The sequence below is a fragment of the Magnetococcus marinus MC-1 genome, assembly GCF_000014865.1.
In the GTDB taxonomy this organism is placed as follows: domain Bacteria; phylum Pseudomonadota; class Magnetococcia; order Magnetococcales; family Magnetococcaceae; genus Magnetococcus; species Magnetococcus marinus.
In genome coordinates this window covers 2,590,635-2,611,480 of record NC_008576.1, presented here as the reverse complement: position 1 = coordinate 2,611,480, position 20,846 = coordinate 2,590,635, and the positions used below count along the sequence as shown (strand labels likewise).

Annotated in this window: 15 protein-coding genes and 1 pseudogene; 7 read left to right on the top strand and 9 right to left on the bottom strand. The window is 52.2% G+C overall.

The genetic code is table 11. The features are described from left to right. Window positions 1-408 precede the first annotated feature (408 nt). On the bottom strand, window positions 409-678 hold the full coding sequence (locus MMC1_RS10905; RefSeq protein WP_011713757.1) for an IS1/IS1595 family N-terminal zinc-binding domain-containing protein: 270 nt from the start codon (window positions 676-678) through the stop codon (window positions 409-411). 1,219 nt (window positions 679-1,897) lie between these two features. Here MMC1_RS10905 and MMC1_RS10895 point away from each other — a divergent pair. Beyond that, window positions 1,898-2,176: pseudogene (locus tag MMC1_RS10895) on the top strand (integration host factor subunit beta); the annotation flags it as partial. A 274-nt stretch (window positions 2,177-2,450) separates the two neighbouring features. Next, window positions 2,451-3,149 (top strand): FKBP-type peptidyl-prolyl cis-trans isomerase, encoded by a 699-nt coding sequence (locus MMC1_RS10890; RefSeq protein WP_011713755.1) that lies wholly within the window; start codon window positions 2,451-2,453, stop codon window positions 3,147-3,149. Between the two features lie 111 nt (window positions 3,150-3,260). Here MMC1_RS10890 and MMC1_RS10885 read toward each other — a convergent pair whose 3' ends face one another. Then, complete coding sequence (locus MMC1_RS10885; RefSeq protein ID WP_011713754.1) at window positions 3,261-5,240, bottom strand: ABC-F family ATP-binding cassette domain-containing protein; 1,980 nt, start codon at window positions 5,238-5,240, stop codon at window positions 3,261-3,263. 485 nt (window positions 5,241-5,725) lie between these two features. Between MMC1_RS10885 and rfbD the strand changes: the two genes are divergently transcribed. Then, complete coding sequence (gene rfbD / locus MMC1_RS10880; RefSeq protein ID WP_011713753.1) at window positions 5,726-6,628, top strand: dTDP-4-dehydrorhamnose reductase; 903 nt, start codon at window positions 5,726-5,728, stop codon at window positions 6,626-6,628. 256 nt (window positions 6,629-6,884) lie between these two features. Here the strand turns inward: rfbD and MMC1_RS20095 are convergent, their stop codons facing one another. Together MMC1_RS20095 and MMC1_RS10870 are read right to left on the bottom strand one after the other, a co-directional pair. Further along, window positions 6,885-7,265: an ankyrin repeat domain-containing protein gene (locus tag MMC1_RS20095; RefSeq protein ID WP_011713752.1), complete on the bottom strand. Its 381-nt coding sequence runs from the start codon at window positions 7,263-7,265 to the stop codon at window positions 6,885-6,887. Window positions 7,266-7,506: 241 nt separating this feature from the next. Then, window positions 7,507-8,106, bottom strand: coding sequence for a ParA family protein (locus MMC1_RS10870; protein ID WP_011713751.1), 600 nt, complete (start codon window positions 8,104-8,106; stop codon window positions 7,507-7,509). Window positions 8,107-8,253: 147 nt separating this feature from the next. Between MMC1_RS10870 and MMC1_RS10865 the strand changes: the two genes are divergently transcribed. Beyond that, window positions 8,254-8,583, top strand: a complete 330-nt coding sequence (locus MMC1_RS10865; protein WP_011713750.1) for an HU family DNA-binding protein — start codon at window positions 8,254-8,256, stop codon at window positions 8,581-8,583. Window positions 8,584-8,694: 111 nt separating this feature from the next. Here the strand turns inward: MMC1_RS10865 and pntB are convergent, their stop codons facing one another. From pntB to MMC1_RS10850, 3 genes are all read right to left on the bottom strand, one after another. Further along, a complete protein-coding gene (pntB, locus tag MMC1_RS10860; RefSeq protein WP_011713749.1) occupies window positions 8,695-10,098 on the bottom strand; it encodes a Re/Si-specific NAD(P)(+) transhydrogenase subunit beta in 1,404 nt (467 codons plus the stop codon). Window positions 10,099-10,131: 33 nt separating this feature from the next. Continuing rightward, on the bottom strand, window positions 10,132-11,694 hold the full coding sequence (locus MMC1_RS10855; RefSeq protein WP_011713748.1) for a Re/Si-specific NAD(P)(+) transhydrogenase subunit alpha: 1,563 nt from the start codon (window positions 11,692-11,694) through the stop codon (window positions 10,132-10,134). Between the two features lie 375 nt (window positions 11,695-12,069). After that, window positions 12,070-12,270, bottom strand: a complete 201-nt coding sequence (locus MMC1_RS10850; protein ID WP_041641166.1) for a hypothetical protein — start codon at window positions 12,268-12,270, stop codon at window positions 12,070-12,072. Between the two features lie 652 nt (window positions 12,271-12,922). Here MMC1_RS10850 and MMC1_RS10845 point away from each other — a divergent pair. The 3 genes from MMC1_RS10845 to MMC1_RS10835 all read left to right on the top strand — a co-directional run bounded on the left by MMC1_RS10845 (window position 12,923) and on the right by MMC1_RS10835 (window position 17,095). Further along, entirely contained in the window at window positions 12,923-15,085 is a 2,163-nt protein-coding gene (locus MMC1_RS10845; protein ID WP_011713747.1) for a methyl-accepting chemotaxis protein, read from the top strand. Between the two features lie 206 nt (window positions 15,086-15,291). Next, on the top strand, window positions 15,292-16,050 hold the full coding sequence (gene kdsB / locus MMC1_RS10840; protein ID WP_011713746.1) for a 3-deoxy-manno-octulosonate cytidylyltransferase: 759 nt from the start codon (window positions 15,292-15,294) through the stop codon (window positions 16,048-16,050). 37 nt (window positions 16,051-16,087) lie between these two features. After that, complete coding sequence (locus tag MMC1_RS10835; protein WP_011713745.1) at window positions 16,088-17,095, top strand: NAD-dependent epimerase; 1,008 nt, start codon at window positions 16,088-16,090, stop codon at window positions 17,093-17,095. Window positions 17,096-18,043: 948 nt separating this feature from the next. Here MMC1_RS10835 and rnhA read toward each other — a convergent pair. Both rnhA and MMC1_RS20090 read right to left on the bottom strand, forming a co-directional pair. Continuing rightward, window positions 18,044-18,505 (bottom strand): ribonuclease HI, encoded by a 462-nt coding sequence (gene rnhA, locus MMC1_RS10830; protein WP_041642486.1) that lies wholly within the window; start codon window positions 18,503-18,505, stop codon window positions 18,044-18,046. A 314-nt stretch (window positions 18,506-18,819) separates the two neighbouring features. After that, window positions 18,820-20,844, bottom strand: coding sequence for a hybrid sensor histidine kinase/response regulator (locus tag MMC1_RS20090; protein WP_011713743.1), 2,025 nt, complete (start codon window positions 20,842-20,844; stop codon window positions 18,820-18,822). Window positions 20,845-20,846: the final 2 nt, after the last annotated feature.

The window sequence follows — 20,846 nt, the reverse complement described above, 5'->3', positions numbered from 1 at the left end:
CGGTTACACGTAAAGGCCGCTTCTTCCCCATGAAGGAGCGGCCTTTTATGTTATGGGTTGGCGCACGGGTGGGGGGATGGGATTGGCCACGATGTCGGGGTTGTGTCAAACAGGTAAGTGGGATGGGTCGCGTGTTGTAAGGGGCGTTGTCAGTAAAGCTCCGATAGGCTGGCAAACAAGAGGGGATCAAGGGGATGAGCCTAACCTCATAGGGGCGGCCAATTAAGATCGAAGGTTGCTCTAATAGGGTGGGGTGAAGGGGGAAAACTCTTTTGCCAGGGTGAAGGGGGTTGGCAGGATAAGTGAGGGGGCTGGTGAATGTCTGGTGGAAGGTTGCCAAAGCTGCATAAAAAGGGGGGGCACAATGGGGTTGAGCCCCCCTTTTTTATCACAGTTTATAGCGTGTAGCTATTTGGCCATACGGTTTACAAACTCAGGGTGAAGACCAAGATTATGGGCTGTTTGGTGAATGCCATTACCGCTAAGCAGGTGTAGCGCGATCTGTTTTTTGACCTCTTCAAAGCGCCACCAATCGGGATCATCCATCATAAAAATGGTACGGTCGCAAAAATGGTCATTGCAGCGAAAACGCTGACGTCCATGGCGGTCCTTGCCAAATTTTATGACGTCCAGGCTGCCACAGTCAGGACAATGTACGTGGACTTCCATGGTTGCCATATTTTCCTCCAAATCGTGATTTTTACCGGCGGCCTTGGGTGATAAACATCAGCAGCGGGCCAGCCTCTGTTACCTTAGATAAGATTGAGTTGTTAGCCGTGACGGCGTGGTTTAGTCGCGCGATGATGAGCCGGGCTAGGGGTCGTTGTTAAGCGGCTCTCTGGGGTGCTATGGGACGGGTGTTGTAGGGGGCGTACCATAGCAGCGCAATAGTTTTCCTGGGCGCACACAGTTGTTGCGCAATCCTGTGAGGGTGCGTCGACGTGCAGGGGTGTGGCAACTGTATGCATCAAACCGCTGGCAAGCTGTTCGGCTTGCGTTAGATCGTTGTTAGGCGCACCGCGCGTAAGCATAGGGGTGGGGATTCGACCCAGAGTCTGCATGACTTTTAAAACGGTTGAAGCAGGGCTGTTGGAAGCCATGGGTTGTCTCCTGAGGGTGAAAAGGCGTCATAGGCGGTGCTGACGCAGATGGAACATGGTACGAAGTAGCAAACATTGCGCCAGCTATCTGGATGGGCTTAATTATGGGCCGTTTATCCAAGAAGCAACCACTCAGCAGAGGCTCGCTGTGTAAGCTAGCGCGGTTCGAAGTGGGCTGTTGTGTAGCGTTAAACCGGTGTTAAGGGTGCGGCTGTTGCGGTGTGGCGTGGCCAGAGGGCAGGGTGGCGCGAAGGATTATTATCGGTAGGGGCTTTTATGCCGTAGGGCGGTTCATGATGGGTGTTAGCATGGCCGTTGAGGGGATGGCCTCTGTGATTTTTTGGAGAAGTGTCAAAAAACAACGGCTAAAATGGGGCAGAGAGCCGAACCATTCATGGTGTTGTAGGTAAAAAAAACGCAAAATATAACAATGAGATGGTAAAATATAATCAGCAAATGCTGGACGCCGATAAAAAACCGTCATAATGTGCTAAACCAAAGTCAGGGTTCAACAAACCAAACCTATTTGGTTGAACCAACGCCGTGCAGGGCCTGTTGGCGCTATTTAGTTCACCAAAAACAAGCAAGCGAACGCTGAAAATATTCGCCTTTGTTATGGTGCCCGCACAAAAAGTAGGTTATATTCTTGACTTGAAAATGGGATGGCTTGGCTATTCCCTCCGGTTTTGAGTGCGTTGTATCACAGATACGTTCAAATATTTGGGGTCTATGCTGCCCGACCAATGGGGTGGGTGAGCCACAAGCCCCTTAGATAATATGGACCAGTTAAGAGGAATGCCATGACCAAGTCACAGTTGATCCAAATGATCGCGGAGCAACATAATTTATCCAAACAGAACGCCGAATTGGCGGTTTCACTGGTGTTGGGAGAAATTGTCAAGGCTATGGAACGTGGGGAACGTGTTGAACTGCGTGGTTTTGGGGTGTTTGAGGTGCGCCATCGCCAATCCCGCCAAGCCCGTAACCCCAAAACAGGTGATTCCGTGGCCGTATCGGAAAAACGTGTGCCCTTCTTCAAGGCTGGTAAAGAGATGCGTGAACGGGTTGACCACTAACGGTTAAGCCCTGCTGCGGATGCTTTAGTATGCTTACAGCCTTTTTTTGTAAAAGGTTGTCAGGTTTGATGGCCTCTCTGGCAGATGAAGAGAGGCCATTTTTGTTGTAGGGTATTGTTATCAGGTAAGTCATTTAAACCCGCAAAACCCAAGGTGAGCTGATCGTTTGTGTTTCGGCTTGGCTTGGCGTGTGTGGTACGAATAAAGAGAGCTCTCTCGGTTGGAGAGCGCCATGCTAGGGCCAATAGGCCGTCATTAACAAAGGATACAAGCGATGATGCGTTTGATTAAACCCTCTGCACTGGCCTTCTGTCTGGTGGTTGCTATGACGCCCGGATTTGGCATGGCAGGCAAGCTGGAGAGCAGCAAGGATAGACTCTCCTATGCTCTGGGGGCCGATTTGGCCGATAGCATGACCGAGAACGGTTTTGATGTAGATCCAGATATTTTAATCATGGGGCTGCGGGATAAATTGGCAGGTCAGGCGCTGCAAATGAGCCCTGAGGAGATGCAAAAGGCCATGAAAGAGGAAATTTTGCGCCGCCGTGCCCTGGTGACGGAAAAAAAAGATAGCCTCAAAAAAGATAATCTAAAAGAGGCCGAAGCGTTTTTGAAAGAGAATGGCCGCAAGCCAGGTGTGCGGACCACCATGTCGGGGTTACAATACAAAGAGCTCAAGGCAGGTACCGGTGCTAAGCCGGCCAATCGCACCGCTAAAGTTAAGGTGCACTACGAGGGCCGTTTGTTGGATGGTACCATTTTTGACAGCTCTTATAAGCGTAACGAGCCTGTTGAGTTTACGCTGTCCCAAGTGGTTATGGGCTGGACCGAGGGGCTGCAATTGATGAAGACGGGCAGTATCTATGAACTCTATCTACCTCCCCACTTGGCCTATGGCGAAGCAGGGCGTCCCCCTGTGATCGCCCCGAACAAGCTGCTCATCTTCAAGGTGGAGCTGCTTGAGGTTAAATAAATTTGGATAGGTTGCAGGCAACTCTGCAAGGCTAAAAAAAAGCCACCCCATTGTTTGGGTGGCTTTTTTTTATGGGGCGAGCACGCATTTTTGCCCTTCATGGTCGTTGGTTTAAGCCTGTTCCAGCGCTTGTTTGGCCTGCTCTTCCAGGGTCTCGATCTCCATGCTGAGCGTTTCCCACAGTGCCCAGGCTTTGCTCAGGGCTTGTTCCGTTTGGGTGCTGCTCTCCAACAGGTTTTTTAAGCGCTCTTTTTGACCCTCTTCATAGAGGCTGCTGTCGGTGAGGGTGGCGTCAATGCGGGTTTTGTCGGCTTCAAGCTGCTGGATGTTTTTTTCGCACTGGTTAAGCTGGCTGCGCAGGGGCTTGGTGCGTTGATGCAGCGCATTACGGATCTGCGCCGCCTCGCGTTTGCTCTCCTTAGAAAGGGCGCGGGCTGTGGTTTTGTCTTGCACTCCATTCGGCTGGGAGGCTGTCTCTTGCAGCACAAAGTGCTCTAGGTAATGATCCAGATCCTCTCCTAAGGGGTGCAACTGATCCTGGGCGATGGCAACATAGCGGTCACAAACACTCTCTAACAGAGAGCGGTCATGGGAGACCAAGACAAAGGTACCCTGATAGGACTCCAAAGCCTCTTCTAGTGCGGCCCGTGAGGGCATATCCAAGTGGTTGGTGGGTTCATCCAGCAATAAAAAATTGGCCCCACTCAAAAATAGCCGCGCCAAGGCCAGCCGTGCCTTTTCACCACCGGAGAGCACAGAGACCAATTTTTCGACCCGTTGACCCGAAAACAGGAGCCCCCCAAGCACCGTACGCAGTTGGGTCTCGGTGGTTCCGGGCGGGGCAACCTCGCGGGCTGACTCTAAGATGGTATCCCCAAGACGCAGGGACTCCAGCGCATGCTGCGCAAAAAAGCCCGGCTTGACCCGATCCCCTGGCATAACCACACCCGCGGTTGGTTGCAACGCACCACACAACAATTTTAGCAGGGTAGATTTACCACGACCATTGGGGCCAAGCAGCCCAATGCGCGAGCCTTTGCTGATCTCTAATTGACAGTTTTTAAACACCTGCGTGGAGCCATAGGCCATGCTCATTTTATCAATTTTCATCACCTGACTGGCACACGGCGGGGGATCGGGCAAGCGGATAACGGGGGCGCTGCGTCCCTGGCCTGGGAGCTCCACTTTTTGCGCCTCCAGCTTTTCCATCTGCTTAACGCGGCTCTGCACCTGCTTGGCTTTGGTGGCCTTGGCGCGAAAACGGCTGATAAAGCGCTGCATGGCTTCTAACTTATCAGCTTGTTTGGCGGCCTGTTTGCTCAATAACTCCGCTTGCTCAATCTTCCAGTTCATATAGGCATCAAAACTGCCTTTGTAGCGGGTGAGCTTGCCATCCTCCAACTCAACCGTTACCCGCGTGGTGCGCTGTAGAAAATCACGGTCATGGGAAATGAGCATGTAAGCCCCACTCAAACCTGCCAGATAGCGCTCCAGCCATGCCACCGACTCCAGGTCCAAGTGGTTGGTTGGTTCATCCAATAACATGAGGTCAGGGGCCGAAAAGAGCAGCTGGGCCAGGGCAACCCGCATGCGCCAGCCCCCAGAAAAGGCATCCAGCGGCTTTTCTAAATCGGCGGTTGAGAAGCCTAAACCCAACAAAATAGCCCCAGCGCGGGCCTCGGCACTGTAGGCATCCAGATCTTCCAAGGCATGATCCACCTCACCCAGACGCATGACCCACTGGTGATACGCATCATGCTCAGGGTGTTCAACCATCTTGCTATGTAGCGCTTCGCGTTCATTATTAAGTGCCACCAACTGGGGCAGACCGCCCAGGGTTTCTTGTAAAATAGAACGGTGCGCTGGGGTAAGCTCCTGACGCAAAACACCAATGCGCATGTGTGGAGGGTGACGATCCAGCCGTCCACCATCCAAGGGTTCAACCTCCTCAATAATGCGAAAGAGGGTGGTTTTGCCCATACCATTTAGTCCAATCAAGCCCACCTTTTCCCCTGGATGAATAACCAGATCAGTGCCGCTGAGAATGATGGTAGCACCATATCTTTTTTCAACTTTTTCCAGGTGTAACATGGGGTTCCCCGTTGCTAATGGCGTAATAAAGGTGGTGATCGATGCAGCTATGCACAAAGGGGCCTATCATACGGTTAAAGCAGCGTGGTAGCGAGGTATCATCAACATAGCCGTAGGCTGCGTGGTCCAAAAGGTGGTCTAGGGGAGTAGGTGCAGAGGGCTTGGCCTAAAGCGAAGCAAAACCGAGCAGAAGCGCTGCCCATAAGCAGGGCTTGAAAGCACACGCTGAGTGGGGCATCATAAATCCGGTTAAGTACCCTTCCTTTGAAAAGGGTTCGCACGCCATTTAGGCTCCAAGAGAAGCGAGTGCTGCGGGTAGCGATGCGGTGCTTGTTAACCCAAAGCCGCAGCGACAGCCTCCGATTCATCCTTACCATGCCTGTTCAGGGTGGTGGTCCAAGAGTCGCCATAAATTAAGGTTGTATAGGGCTATGGAGAGCCTTGTCAGAGGGGATAATCCCCTCTTTTAAGTTCGTGGAGCAACGATGCATATGCAAACGGTTTGGATTACGGGCGCCCAGGGCCAAATGGCGCGGGCACTCTACCAGCAGACTCCCCCCGGCTGCGCGGTGCGCTGTTTCGGTCGCCAGCAGTGGGATCTCTCTCAACCGGCTAAGCTGGAGCTGCCGCGCCAAAACCTGCCCCAACTCTTAATCCACACCGCCGCCATGACCGATGTGGATGGGGCAGAAAAAGATCCACACTTGGCGTTTGCCCTTAACGGTACGGCGACGGAGCGTCTCGCCCAATGGTGTGCGGATTATGGCATTGCCATGCTGGCCCTCTCCACCGACTATCTGTTTGATGGACAAGCTACGCGCCCCTACCGCCCCGATGACCGGGTAAATCCCTTATCGGTCTATGGGCGAAGTAAACAAGTCGGCGAGCAAGCCATTCAAGAGATTTTAGGCGACCAAGCCGCCATTATTCGCACCGCTTGGCTCTATGATGGGGGCAGTGGCCGCAATTTTTTAACCACCATGCTGCGCTTGATGGGGCAGGGAACCACACCCTTGCGTATCGTAGAGGATCAGTGGGGGGCACCAACCGCATGTGATGCGCTGGCCCGGGTGGTGTGGGCCTTGGCGCAGCAACTGCTTGACCAAGCTCATGGTGGTGGGCTCTATCATTGGAGTTGCCAAGGGCAAAGCAGTTGGTTTGAATTTGCTCAGACCATTCAGCAAATAGCCCTGGAAATGGGTTTATTGCAACACCCGGTAGAGTTGCAACCCATCAGCGCGGTCCAATATGGGGCCCCAGCCCCGCGTCCGGCCTATTCGGTGTTGGATAGCACGCTGCTGGTGCAACGCCTAGGCACTGTGGCGCAACCGCCACCCTGGCAGCAGGCTTTGCGGGCGGTGATGCAGGCGATGCCACCGCTTAAATGAGCGTAGCGCGGTATCACCAATAGCCGCACAAAAAAAGCAACCCCACGTCAAACGACGCAGGGTTGGTTGGAACGTGAAGGGCGGCTACGTGAGCCGCAGCACACCCGGTCACGTTCCTTGGCATGTGTTGCACCAGACCCCGGTTAATTAGCGTGAGCGCAGAGCGCAAGGGCTTCATTTGGGGGAAGTTGGGGTCTTTGCTCCGGTGCGCAGAAGTGCTCGATCCCGTGCGGGGTTACCCACAACGGGTGGCATGTCACTCCTGTTTTAATAAGGCCATGACATTTTCATGGCCTTTGGCACGGGCCAGCTCAAGTGCTGATTGCCCCCACCAGTTGGTCGCTTTGGGATCAGCTCCCGCAGCCAGTAGCTCTGCCACCAAGGTGGCGTGGCCGTTTTCCGCTGCCCACATCAGATCGGTATACCCTTTGAGGTCCCGATTTTCGTCATGCACATCGGACATCACAAACGGGTACTTAACCTGACGCATGCGCAGCTCTGCATTGGGTGCGTCATAGTGCACCGGTTGGGTGACTGCCTTGGTCTGTTGCTCATGCAGCGAAGCTCCCGGTAGGGAGATCATCCCGGTAAGTAACAGACCAGGGGCAATCAGGATTAGACCGGTAAAGCGTTTCATGGCCGGTTCCTCCTAAAAATCGCACAAAGGTGGCTGTGCGGTGGTGGTTTGTGCCTGTTTCTCAAAAGAGAGCAGACAACTCACCTATCTCAAGAGGCATGCCAACAGATGAAAAATTTTAAGTATATGAAATACTAATGAAAATATAAACAGATGTGGTTAAAGATACGACCGAAATAGCGGTAAATGCTGCCTGTCGTCGGTAAATGGGAACTTTTTGCCTAGGAAAAAAACAACACAGTTATAAGAACGCGGCCAGCAGAGTGCCCATCATGCGGTTGAGCGCGCTGGGCAGTGGTTTGCCAAGGTACAAGGCGGCAAAGGCAGGGTGGTAAGGGATTGCCTCATCCGCTTGTGTTAGGGAAGCAACCGCAGGAAGCTGGCGTAACGGGGCAAGATCCTCCCCCTGATGCTGATTAAAAACCAGTAGGTGGGAGAGTTTAGCATAGGGCTCTGTGTGCAACAGCAGCGCCAGTCGCTCCAACGCCCAGAGATCCGGTGGGCTGGGTCGGGTGGGGATGATTAAAGCATCGCACCCTTGCAGCATCTGTAGGGTATTTTGGGTCAAGCTTGGTGGGGCATCAATGAAACAGAGGTCAAAGTGATCGGCCAGCCTGGGGAGTAGATCCGGCAGGCTCTCTTGCAACTGCCCTCTTACTTGCAAAGGCAGGTGTTGAAGCGTGGGGGCATGGAGCTGCCACCACTGTGTGGCGGTGCCTTGGTTATCCACATCCACCAACATAACCCGCTGCTGTTGCTGGGCAGCATAGAGGGCACAGGCCATGGCGAGGGTTGACTTGCCTGTGCCACCCTTTTGATGGAAAAAACAAATTTTTAACATGATGTGGTGACTCCGACTGCGGGAGAAAAGAGTATCTCCATTTTTGCGGTGCAAACGACGACACTTTGCGCCATGATTGTGCCTGATTTTAAGGTTAAATGCACCTAAACCCAATGCGCCCCTGCGCTCGGTTGAAAGGATGTCTGGATGGATGCCAAGGGTCTGATCCAACAGATTGCCCGTAAACGGAATCTGAGTATTGCTCAGGTTACGGAAATTGTGCAGGATTTACTGGATGGTGTGGAGGATTGCCTTAGCCGTCATGAACCCGTTATCCTGCCCGAGTTTGGGCAATTCGCCGTTAAGAAAGTGCCTCCATGGCTGGGGCGGCATCCTCAAACAGGGGAGATGATGAAACTGCCAGGGAAAAACGTCCCCTTTTTTAAATCAGACAGTGAACTGCGCAAACGTCTTAATGGGGGCCGCGACTGGCAAAACATGCCCCCCATGCCGCGCCCCCCTGGGGATGAAAGCTGACGGCGTATTCCTGGATAAGCGCCGCTTGACCGTGAGACGCCTAAAAATAAAAAGCCCCGAACCAAAATGGTTCGGGGCTTTTTGTAGGGTCCTAGCGTGTGGCCATGCGCATTACATGCTGCGCAACGCCGTTAACACGCTATCCATGCTGGTTTTGGCGTCACCAAACAGCATGCGGGTGTTCTCTTTGTGAAAGAGCGGATTTTCCACCCCGGAATAGCCGGTTGCCATAGAGCGCTTGAGCACCACACAGGTACGCGCTTTCCACACTTCAAGAACAGGCATGCCATAGATGGGGCTGCCCGTGTCATCCTGGGCACCAGGGTTGACAATATCGTTGGCACCAATGACCAGCGAAACGGTGGTGCTGGGGAAATCTTCGTTGAGCTCATCCATCTCCAACACGATATCGTAGGGTACCTTAGCTTCGGCCAGCAACACGTTCATGTGACCGGGCAGGCGTCCTGCAACAGGATGGATACCAAAACGGACCTTGATCCCTCGCTCACGCAAAATTTTGGTAATCTCGTAGACTGGATGCTGAGCCTGGGCCACCGCCATGCCGTAACCAGGCACAATGATCACTTCAGAGGCGTCGTTGAGCATTTCAGCAACTTCGTCATGGGAGGTCGCAATAACCTCTTGCGGAGCCCCATCCGCGGCACTGCTGGAGCTGCCACCGGTCTCGCCAAAACCACCCAGGATCACGCTTATGAACGAGCGGTTCATGGCCCGACACATGATGTAGCTCAGAATGGCACCCGAAGAGCCCACCAGCGCACCGGTCACAATGAGCAGGTCATTGGCCAGCATAAAGCCGGTCGCCGCAGCGGCCCAGCCCGAGTAGCTGTTCAGCATAGAGACCACCACCGGCATATCCGCGCCGCCGATGGCCATAACCAGATGCCAACCGATAAAAAAGGAGATCAGCAGCATGACAATCAGGGGAATCAAACCCATGGCCATGGAGCCGGACTCCATGAAAACCTTGCCCAGCACCACGCTGATAATGATCAAACCAAAATTGATCATATGGCGCATAGGTAGCATGAGAGGTTTGGACTTGATGGTGCCTTTAAGTTTACCAAAAGCCACCACCGAACCGGTGAAGGTGAGACCACCGATAAAGACCCCTAAGAAGATCTCGATTTCATGGATAACTTTGTGCGCATGGGAGGCAAAGTTGTGCTCACCCATGTAGCTGGCAATACCCACCAATACTGCCGCCAAGCCCACAAAACTGTGGAGTACGGCGACCAGTTCGGGCATTTCTGTCATCTCTACCTTGGCAGCCAAGAAGGCGCCAATGGCAGCACCGATGGCCATGGTACCGGCCAATACGGGATAGTTGGTAACGTGATCGGAGAAAGCCGTGGCCAAAATGGCGATGGTGATGCCCAGTACGCCATACATGTTGCCGCGCTTGGCGGTCTCCTGATTGCTCAATCCGCCGAGGCTGAGAATAAACAGCACAGCCGCTGCGATATACGAGACGGTGAGAATACCTTGAGTCATGGGTTCAAACCTCGTCTAAACGCGTTCTGCGCGTTATTTCTGGAACATTTTCAACATACGCTGGGTGACCAAAAAGCCACCAGCAATGTTGATGGTTGCAATGAGCACCGCAATGCTGGACAAAAGGGTCACCGCCAGTGAGCTCCCAGATAACTGAAGAACCGCCCCAATGACGATAATACCCGAAATGGCGTTAGTCACCGACATCAACGGCGTATGCAGAGCTGGCGAAACATTCCAGATCACCATGTATCCGACGAAGCAGGAGAGTACAAACACGATAAAGTGCTGTAGAAAATCGGCTGGTGCACCATAACCAACGCCAATCAATGCCAAAGCGGCCACACCAAAGGTGGTCAGACGGCTACGGTTTCTGGCACGGGCTACCGCAGCATGATCCACCACCACAGGCTCAACGTTTTTGCTCTGCTTAGGTGCAGCTTGGGCGGCCACCTTGGGTGGGGGGGGTGGCCAAGTGATCTCGCCATCTTTGACAATGGTGCAGCCACGAACCACATCATCATCCATATCCACCACCAACTGACCATCTTTTTCAGGGGTCATGTCGGTAATAAGGTGACGTAAGTTGGTGGCGTAAAGCTGGCTGGATTGAGTCGACATGCGGCTAGGCAGATCGGCATACCCAATGATGGTCACACCATGCTTAACCACTTTTTCATGGGGCACGGTGAGAACACAGTTGCCGCCGGTTTCTGCCGCCAAATCCACAATGACACTACCCTCACGCATGGACTCAACCATGCCCTCGGTGATCAACTTGGGCGCCGGGCGACCGGGGATCAACGCGGTTGTGATGATAATGTCCACTTCCATGGCTTGTTGGGCAAACAGCGCCATCTCGGCTTTGATGAATTCTTCACTCATCACCTTGGCGTAGCCGCCTTCACCGGTGCCGTCCTCTTCAAAATCCAACTCCAGGAACTCAGCGCCCATGGATTTGACCTGATCTTTAACCTCAGGGCGGGTATCAAAGGCGCGCACAATCGCACCCAAGCTAACCGCAGCGCCAATGGCGGCCAAACCCGCAACACCGGCCCCAATAACCATGACCTTGGCGGGGGGGACTTTACCGGCCGCGGTAATCTGCCCGGTAAAAAACCGACCAAAATTATTGGCTGCTTCAATGACGGCGCGGTAGCCGGCAATGTTGGCCATGGAGCTTAGTGCGTCCAGCTTTTGCGCACGGGAGATACGGGGTACCGCATCCATTGCATGTACAGTGACTTTGCGCGCTTGAAAGCGCTGCATAAGATCTTCATTCTGGCCAGGCCAGATAAAGCTCATGAGGTGGCTGCCTTGGCGCATCATATCCACTTCATGCGTACCAAGGGCTGTGTGGGCCTCTGGGGCTCGTACCTTAAGGATAAGGTCTGAGCTGGCCCACAGGGTTTTGGCGTCGGCAACAATCTCGGCACCGGCTTCGCGGTAGGCGTCGTCCAAAAAGGTCGCCTCAGTGCCTGCGCCGGTTTCTACCTGTACGTCATAACCGAGTTTGCGCAGCCGTTCAATTGAGTCCGGCGATGCGGCGACCCGGCGCTCACCAGGATGGATTTCCTTGGGGATACCAATCTTCATGGGTCTGACTTCCTCCTAAAACGAGTGCAGAGGGCATGGGATGACACGATCCATTATCAGTATATGCTGAAATTGGGAACCTACTGGTATTTTCAGAAAATGACAAGCCTATTTCTGAAAATTATGTAACGAGATTGGCCCAATGATACAACATATGGCTATCTCAACAAACCTCGATTCGCGTTGGCATAAAAGGTTTGTAACGCGGTTTGCCTTGGTCTGTGTTGAGGGATAATGGAAAAGGGTTCTCCCGTACGGGTACCAATTTAACCAATCAACCCCATGTAAAAACAAAGGGTTTAAAGAGTGTGCGTGGAACGTTTGCATCAATCACCCGTGGCCGGTACGGTGTCCGGTTAGGCGTATCCGCAAGGGTTATTTGTGCCGATCATGGACAAGCCACACCGCATATTTTTGCAGTTCACCACGTAAAATGGCGGTGGCCTCTTGATTTTTAACCTCATCCACATCCATTTGAAGGTTAAAATCGGTAGCTAAGTCCTCGATTAGCCGCTCGATGGTTTCGTTTAGTGTGGCTTTGGACTCTTCAATAATCTTATCGATACCGCAGCTCATGGATCTCTCCTGATAAACAAAATGGGCACCTCGTTTGCGGGTGCGCACGCTTTGGTTGGTTCACATCCGTCACCCTGCTTTTTTATCATGCTTCGGGTAACAGGCAAAGGGTTGAGTTCCATTTAACGCTGCCGTCTGGATAGGTTCAGAGCCTCTCTTCCTCTCACAAAACGGAGTCCGGCATAGGCACCACATCTGCGAATATAACGATCCGTAAGTATTAAACTAAGAGCGAAAAACAGGGTATGCTAAGCCAAGCCGGCTACAGTGTTGGGGGTTGGTCTGCCATGGGGGTCTAGGGTCACAGATTTTTTTGTTGGTTGGGTGTAAAAAATTGGATTTTAAACGGGAATGTTATAGAATATGCGGCTGAATGGGTTAAAAGGTATGGTTGCGACATCGGCTCTCTTTCACACATAAGCGTGAATTGGGCCGATCATGGCCCGGTAAGGGCTGCCAAAAACCATCCATGTTCAATGGAACCGGCTTTTTACCAGGGTTTAGTGGTCTCTCTATTATTGCCGGGGTGGAGCTTGGCTCCGTTCGGTTACGTGTAGGACACAATAAAGTGGCTTGGGTATAAATTCGGAAGAGCTGTTCCCTTAATTTGACACTAGGATGGCTAGGTGTCGTGTTTTCAAGGATTGTATGGATGAACTGGAACGCGTTGAGCTTTGGGAATAAAATTCTACTATCCATCGCTGTGGTGATGGTGGTGGGTTTTTCAATTCTGTTTGTTGCAGTGGATATTACCGTTGAGGGCGATGCGGAAGCGAATCTCATTTCCAAGTCGCGGGAGTTAACGGAACAGGCGCTGGGAGCTCAAGCCTATATCTCCAAGCTTGGCGCAAGCGGCTCCTTTAACCACGAGTTGCTCCAAGAGGCGCAGGACGCGCTGAAAAAAAATAATGCCAAAACCCAGAGTGAAATTATCGAGCTCGCTCGCACCACGCGCTACTATCAAACCATCCCTGTGGTCGCGGGTTGGTCCATTGGCGCTTACAAAGCAAAAGAGATTGAAGAAAAAGATAAAGAGCGCAGCTGGAGCTTTCGAGTTACCCGTGTTGGGGCACGGAACCCGGAAAATGAGGCTCAGGGCCTAGAGATTGAGATGCTCAATGAACTGCGTAGCACCAAAGCCGATGAAATTTTCCGCTATGATCGCGAAAATAAAGAGTTTCGCTACATGCGTCCCGTGTTTATGAGCAAAGAGTGCATGCTTTGCCATGGTACGGTGGAGGATTATCCCGAGGGCAATGGTTATGACCCTTTGGGTATCAAAATGGAAGGGTGGAAAGTTGGGGATATGCGGGGCGCCTTTGAAATTATCGCCCGGCTTGAGCCAATGCAAAAAACGGTGGATCATATTCTATATGAAGTGCTGGGTTTGGGTCTGCTGGTGATGGTTATGATTGGCATCGCCTCTACCGTCATGTTGCGTAGATATGCTGTCAATCCGGTAAAGGCCATTCAGCATGCATTGGATCGTATTGCCGAAGGCGATCTTACGGTGCAATTGCCCAAAGTCACTACCCGCGATGCCATTGGTTTGGCTGTTGAGGCAACCCAAAATACCGTGGCCACTCTGCGCGAGATGTTTATCAAACTGAACGAAAACGCCAAAAGCTTGAAAAACTCTGCGGGTAGTATGTCCAAAGTTTCTCAAGAGCTGGCAAACGGTGCCACCGATTTGAAGGGGCGTGCGGTCCATGTCACCCAGTCGGCTCAGGAGATGAGTCAGCGCATGGGGGTTGTTACCGAGTCAACCAACCAGATGATGATGAATATGAGCACCGTCTCTGCCGCTGCTGAAGAGATGGATGCTAATATGAGCACCATCTCTGCCGCTTCGGAAGAGGCCAGTGTCAATTTGACTACGGTTGCCGCAGCAACGGAACAGGCTGCGACCAGCATGAGCCATGTTAACGATGCCTCGGTGCGTATGAGCACCAACGTGCAGAGTGTGGCACTTGCCATTGCGGATTTAACCCAATCTTTCGGCGTGGTGCGCAACCAATGTGAACATGCCAGCAGCGAATCGGGTAAAGCGGCCGATAATGCCCGCAGCAACGCCTCGGTTATGGAAAACCTAACCCAGTCTGCCCGTGAGATTGGCAAGGTGGTCGAGGTGATCAACAGCATTGCCGACCAAACCAATATGCTGGCCCTTAACGCCTCCATCGAAGCGGCCGGTGCGGGTGAGGCGGGTAAAGGGTTTGCGGTGGTGGCCAATGAAGTTAAAGATCTGGCCCGTCAAACCGGTGAAGCAACCCATATGATCTCTGAAAAGATTGATGAAATTCAGAGCCACTCAAAAGCGGTGGCCAACCGGGCCGATCAGGTTTCACGTACCATCGCGCTTATTGATGAATCCAATCAGGAAATTCTGCACTCGGTGGATACCCAAAGCGATGCGGTGGTGGAGATCACCCACAATGTGCAAGGGGTTACGTTGGAAACCGAGGAGGTACATCGTCGGGTGAGTGAATCCAACGATGGCATCAATGAAGTTAGCCGTAATGTATCTGAGATCTCCATGGGCATCTCAGAAGTTACTCGCAACGTGGGTGAGGCCAGTCAGGGTATTGGTGAGATCACACAATCGCTGTCGGTAACCACTCAAAATGGCCGTGAGATTGCGGAAAATATTGAAGAGGCCTCTCAGTCAGCCAAACAGGTGGCCGATACCATGAAAAATGTCAACCATGCAGCGGATAACCTGAGCCGCATTAGTGGTGACGTGCAGAGCAACTCATCGACGGTAGCCAGTGTGGCCGACCAGATGGTAACGGCATTGGCGCGGTTTAAAATTTAACGCGCCGTGCTTGCGAGTTGTAAAACAAAACACCCGGCTGCTTTAGCCGGGTGTTTTGTTTTAGAGGGGTATACGGGTTAGGCATGCTGCTTGGGAAGGCTTTGGCTTTTTTCATGGGGGCAATGACGCTGTGAAAGGGTGTCTGTTGAGGGGAAACGGAGTATAGTGCCTTAGCTGGTCTATGCAAAATACCATGAGGAGCTGCTATGTTTTCTCCCCAACGGGCACCCAGAGTGCTTGCGGTGATCCCCGCGCGCTGGGCCTCTAGCCGGTTTCCTGGCAAACCACTGGTTGAGATCGCAGGTAAAATTATGATCCAGCGGGTGTGGGAACAAGCCAGCCGCGCGGCATGTGTGGATGCTGTTGTGATCGCAACCGATGATGCGCGGATTGAACAGGCCTGCCATGCGCGGGGCATGCCGGTGGTGATGACCCGGGATGACCATCCCACCGGTACGGATCGTCTAGCCGAAGTGGCACAGCAGCAAGAAGCGGATATTTACCTCAATGTGCAAGGGGATGAACCGCTCATTAATCCTGATACCATTGATGCGGTTGCCCAGTGCTTGTTGGATGCACTACCTCGAGGAATTGGTCTGGCGACGGCCTATATGGATGGAGCCAGCCAAGCGCAAAAAGCATCGCCTTCCACGGTGCATCTGGTACCGTCCATGGATGGCTGTGTGATTACATTCAGCCGTCTGCCCGTGCCACTTGATTTTCAGGCGAGCTTTGACCATAAAGTCCACGTGGGGCTCTACGCTTTTACCCGGGATGCCTTAATGGAATTTGTCGCCTTGGAGCGGGGGCCTGTAGAGCGTGCGGAGAGCATCGAGCCCTTGCGCTTTATTGAGCGGGGAAAACGTATTGCCTGTGTTAAGGTGCCGGGAGGATCTGTGGGGGTGGACCACCCCGAAGATGTGACCCGCGTAGAAGCGCTCTTAAAGCGCCATGGGTTAGCCTAGGATTGTGTTATTTGTCTAGAACCGACGAGGGTGCATCATGCGTGTATTAATTACCGGAGCAGCGGGTTTTATTGGCTCGGCACTGAGCCGTAAGCTGCTTGATCGCGGGGATGAGGTGATCGGTATTGATAACCTCAATGATTATTATGATGTCACGCTCAAACAGGCGCGGCTGGCGCGACATGTAGAGCACCCTGCATACACCGATCTACGTGTGGATCTGGAGGATAGCCAGGCTGTCGCCCAGGTTTTTGCAACCCATAAACCTCAGCGGGTGGTCAATTTAGCCGCTCAGGCTGGGGTACGCTATTCGCTGGTTAATCCCCATGCTTATATCAATGCCAATGTGGTGGGTTTTCTAAATATTCTGGAAGGATGCCGTAACCATGATGTGGAACACTTGGTCTACGCCTCGACCAGTTCTGTTTATGGGGCCAATACCAATATGCCCTTCTCTGAGCATAGTGGTACCCAGCATCCGGTCAGTCTCTACGCAGCAACCAAAAAATCCAATGAGATGATGGCCCATGCCTACAGCCATATCTTTCGACTGCCGGTGACGGGTTTGCGTTTTTTCACGGTTTATGGGCCGTGGGGACGGCCTGACATGGCACTGTTTATGTTTACCCGTAAAATGCTGGCAGGCGAGCCCATTGATGTGTTTAACCATGGGCGGCACATGCGGGATTTTACCTACATTGACGATATTGTGAATGGTGTTGAGCGGGTATTGGACAAAATTGCGCAACCCAACGAAGCTTGGACGGGACAAAATCCAGATCCTGCAACCAGTCTCTCCCCTTACCGTATCTATAATATCGGCAATAACGAACCAGTCGAACTCATGCGCTATATTGAGGTGTTGGAGTCTACCTTGGGCATTGCAGCGAAGAAGAATTTTCTCCCCCTACAAAAAGGGGATGTTCCCGACACCTATGCGGATGTCAGTAATTTGGTTGAAGATATAGGCTACCGTCCACAAACCACGGTGGAGGAGGGCATCGGTAAGTTTGTCGCGTGGTACCGCGACTACTACCAAGTTTAGAGCCTAAGCGGCCAAGGCCAAAGAGGGTCTATATCTATTTTGGGTTAGATCGAAGCAGAGGGGGGGGCTGTTGTAGATGGGGGTTCCTTTGAGAAACCCCGTTAAAGTGGGATGTTAAGGTTGAAACAGGCCCTTTATGGATTGGCCGTGCGTTACGCTATTTTTTGACAGGCGTAACCTTACCCTTCGGCTGATTCAATGAACCCTATCATTGAGGTGGGTAGCCGTGTGGATGCGGATAGCTCGTCCGCGTTTAAGCTCAGTGCGTTAGTTCAAACAGTTTGTCAAAGCCTGCTAAGTGAAAGAGCCTGATCATCTCCTCCTCAAGGCCAAAAATCTGGATCGAACAATGGGGAAGATTGTTTTTTAGGATCAAAAATAGTCCTAATTCAACGCTGTTGATCGCTTGGATATGTCTCATATCAATGCGTAGTTGGGCACTTTTTTATATGTGCAGAGAAATTTGCTCAAAATCGTTATGTGCTTGGGGACCAAAAGGGGGGCGCAGCTCCAGCACATAGTGGTCTCCATGATCAAACAGCTGTGTGTTGCGATTTGTAAGATTTTGATTCATTTGAATGCGCTTTGTCTGCAAGGCTACTGTTGTTAACCCACCTATCGGATACCCCATTATGCGGTATTTTACCCGAAAATGGGTAAAAAAAGCGTCAAAAAGAGACAATTACATCACACAAAATCTATTCAAGACGAGCCATCCTTGTGGCTTCTTGGTAGGGGGCGTGGTGTGGATCGCTCTCATGTGTAAGGATTTCATCGTTTAGGGTAGAGCTTTTGCGCATCATTAAGGGGTAATCTGCGGCGGAGGAGACGCACCTGCATCGGTAATGTGCAAGGGGGAGCAGCTTGATTTGTGCTGGGTTTTTCCTACCGAGTAGGGGCTTTCAGGGGATGCACCTGTTGATGGGCAAGGCGCGGTATATACCGCCCTTAACCCGCACTATCGGGCTCTAAGGCCCCGGCTTGACCCTGAGTAATGGCGTTACGGGCCAAACGATCCGCCTGCTCATTACCGGCGTGACCTGCGTGTCCTTTAATCCACTGCCAGGTAACATCCCGGTTTTGGCGTGCGGCATCCAGGCGTTTCCATAGGTCGACATTGAGCACGGTATTGCCATCACTTTTTTTCCAACCCCGCACTTTCCAGCCATGGATCCATTTGGTAATACCATCTTTCACATAAGCAGAATCGGTAATAATTTTGACACGGCTACCCTCAGGTAGAGGCTCTAGGGCATGAATGGCGGCTAACATCTCCATGCGGTTATTGGTTGTCTGGGGTGCCCACCCCATCTGATCCGCCATCTGTTCTCCATAACGACCATGCACCCCCCATCCACCCGGTCCGGGGTTGCCACTGCATGCCCCATCTGTATAAAGAATAATCTCCATATCGGGGGCGAGGCAAGGCAGTGGGGCATTGAGTGTGGGGGGGAGGGCGGGTGGGTTGAGCAAAGATGCCTCGGCCTGTGCGGGTTCTGACGGAGGGCAGCTAGCCTTAGCTTCGAGTAACAGTTGCTGGACCTCTTTGCCGACGGTCAACAATTCGGCTGTGGCACGCTCCATACGGGCTTGTAGCGCTTCAATACGTTGACTCAGCGTCGGGGTTTGTTGGGGCACAGGTTTGCCTCCTTCTTTACGGGTCATGAATCAATCTCAGAGCAGCTGGCCTAGCCTGCTAGATGGCGTGCCAGATGGGATATGCTTTAGCGTACGCTAAGTCGGTTGTCATGGGTAAGGGTTTGAATGACTTCCAACAAGCGTTTTTTCTGAATGGGTTTGCTCAGGTGGAGATCTCCCCCCGCCTGTTCGATCTGTTCGGCTTCTTCCTTCATCACATGGGCGGTTAAGGCGATAATGGGTGTGCGGGTGGTCATCTTTTGGCTGCTTTCCCATTGCCGGATCTGACGGATCGCTTCATACCCATCCATAATGGGCATTTGAATGTCTGTCAAGACCAGATCAAAGGGTTGTTTTTTAAATTCTTCCAGTGCTTCCAATCCGTTGCTGGCCATGACCAATTTGTAGGGGGATTTTTTTAAAAAGGCTTCAATGAGAATACGGTTATCGTCGGAATCATCGGCCACCAAAATGGTTAAAGCCCGTTGCGGGGAACTGTGCACAACGGTTGTGGCGGGGAGTGAGGGTGGCGGGATCCGTTCTGTGGGCGCTTGGGGTAAATTTAAAGAAAAATAGAAACGAGACCCTTTCCCCAACCTGCTTTCCAATTGGATCTGTCCATGCATCAACTTAACCAGCCGCCGAGAGATGGTTAAACCGAGGCCACTGCCGCCATATTTGCGGGTGGTGCTGGAGTCCGCTTGGGTAAAGGGTAAAAAAATCTCTTGCTGGCGTTCCTTGGCAATACCAGGGCCGCTGTCAAAAACAGAAAAACAGATTTCATCCTCTGCCATGGTTTGTGCGGAGAGTTCAACAAAGCCCTGTTTGGTGAACTTAATGGCATTGCCCAGCAGATTGAGCAGCACTTGGCGTAGGCGGGTAGGGTCTCCCATAACCCACTGGGGCAGGCTTTCTGAAAAATGGCCGCGCAGTGTAATGCCCTTAGCTAAGGCCGAGAAGGTAAACAGCTCCTCGACTTCCTGTAAAAGTTGATGAAGGTCAAAAGGGGTGTGTTCCAGTGAAAGATGCCCCTCTTCAATTTTAGAAAGATCAAGAATATCATTGATCAGGGTGAGCAAGGCCCGACCCGAATTGCCAAGAATATTAACGCACCAGTGTTGCATTTCAGTTAGGTCGGTCTCTTCGAGCAGTTGACCCATGCCCAAAATGGTATTCAAAGGGGTGCGAATTTCGTGTGACATGGTGGCCAAAAAGGTGCTCTTGGCACGGTTGGCCGATTCAGAAATTTGCTGTGCGTGACGCAGTTGTGTTTCCAATTGTTTACGCTGACTGATATCCCGTACCACAGCCGAGAAAAAATGCCGCTCAGCGCCTTGCCAATAGGAGACAGAGACCTCAATGGGGAAAACTTCACCATTGGCACGTAAGCCGCTAAACTCATAAATACTATCGGAATTTTTAATTTCACCAGAAGCGATGACCTCTGAAAAATGGGAAAGGAATGTCTCGTGTAGTTGGTCGGGTATAAGACGTAGCAGGGGCGTATGTAAAATGGTCTGTTTGGGGTAACCAAAGATGCGTTCGGCACCATGGTTCCAAAAAATCACATGGCCCTGTTGGTCAGCGGAGATGATCGCGTCACTGGCTCGGTCGAGCGCAACGGTGCGTTCACGCAGTGTTTCGGCAATTTCATCATGGGCCGTTTGCAGGGCATGTTCCTTACGCTGCAACTCTGCCATGGTGCGTTGCAGGCTTTTTTCACGCTGGAGCAGGCGCATATAAGACAAAATCCGGTTGAGTAATAGATTTTCATCCACCGGTTTGGTCAGGTAATCCACGGCCCCAACTTGGTAGCCTTGTTTATAAAAATGCTCTGAACGGTAAATGGCGGTAATAAAAATAATGGGGATATCGCGCGTGCTGGCTGACATTTTGAGCAGGTGGGCGGTTTCAAAGCCGTCCATGCCGGGCATTTGAATATCCAGCAGGATGAGGTCCACCTGTTGTTCGATGGTCAGTGCCAAAGCTTGCTCGCCCGAGTTTGCTTCGAGTATGACCACGTGCTCTAACCCACCCAGGATGGCTTTCATGGTGTAGCGATTGGCGGTGGTGTCATCGACAACCAAAATATGAAAGTTAAACGCCGACACAA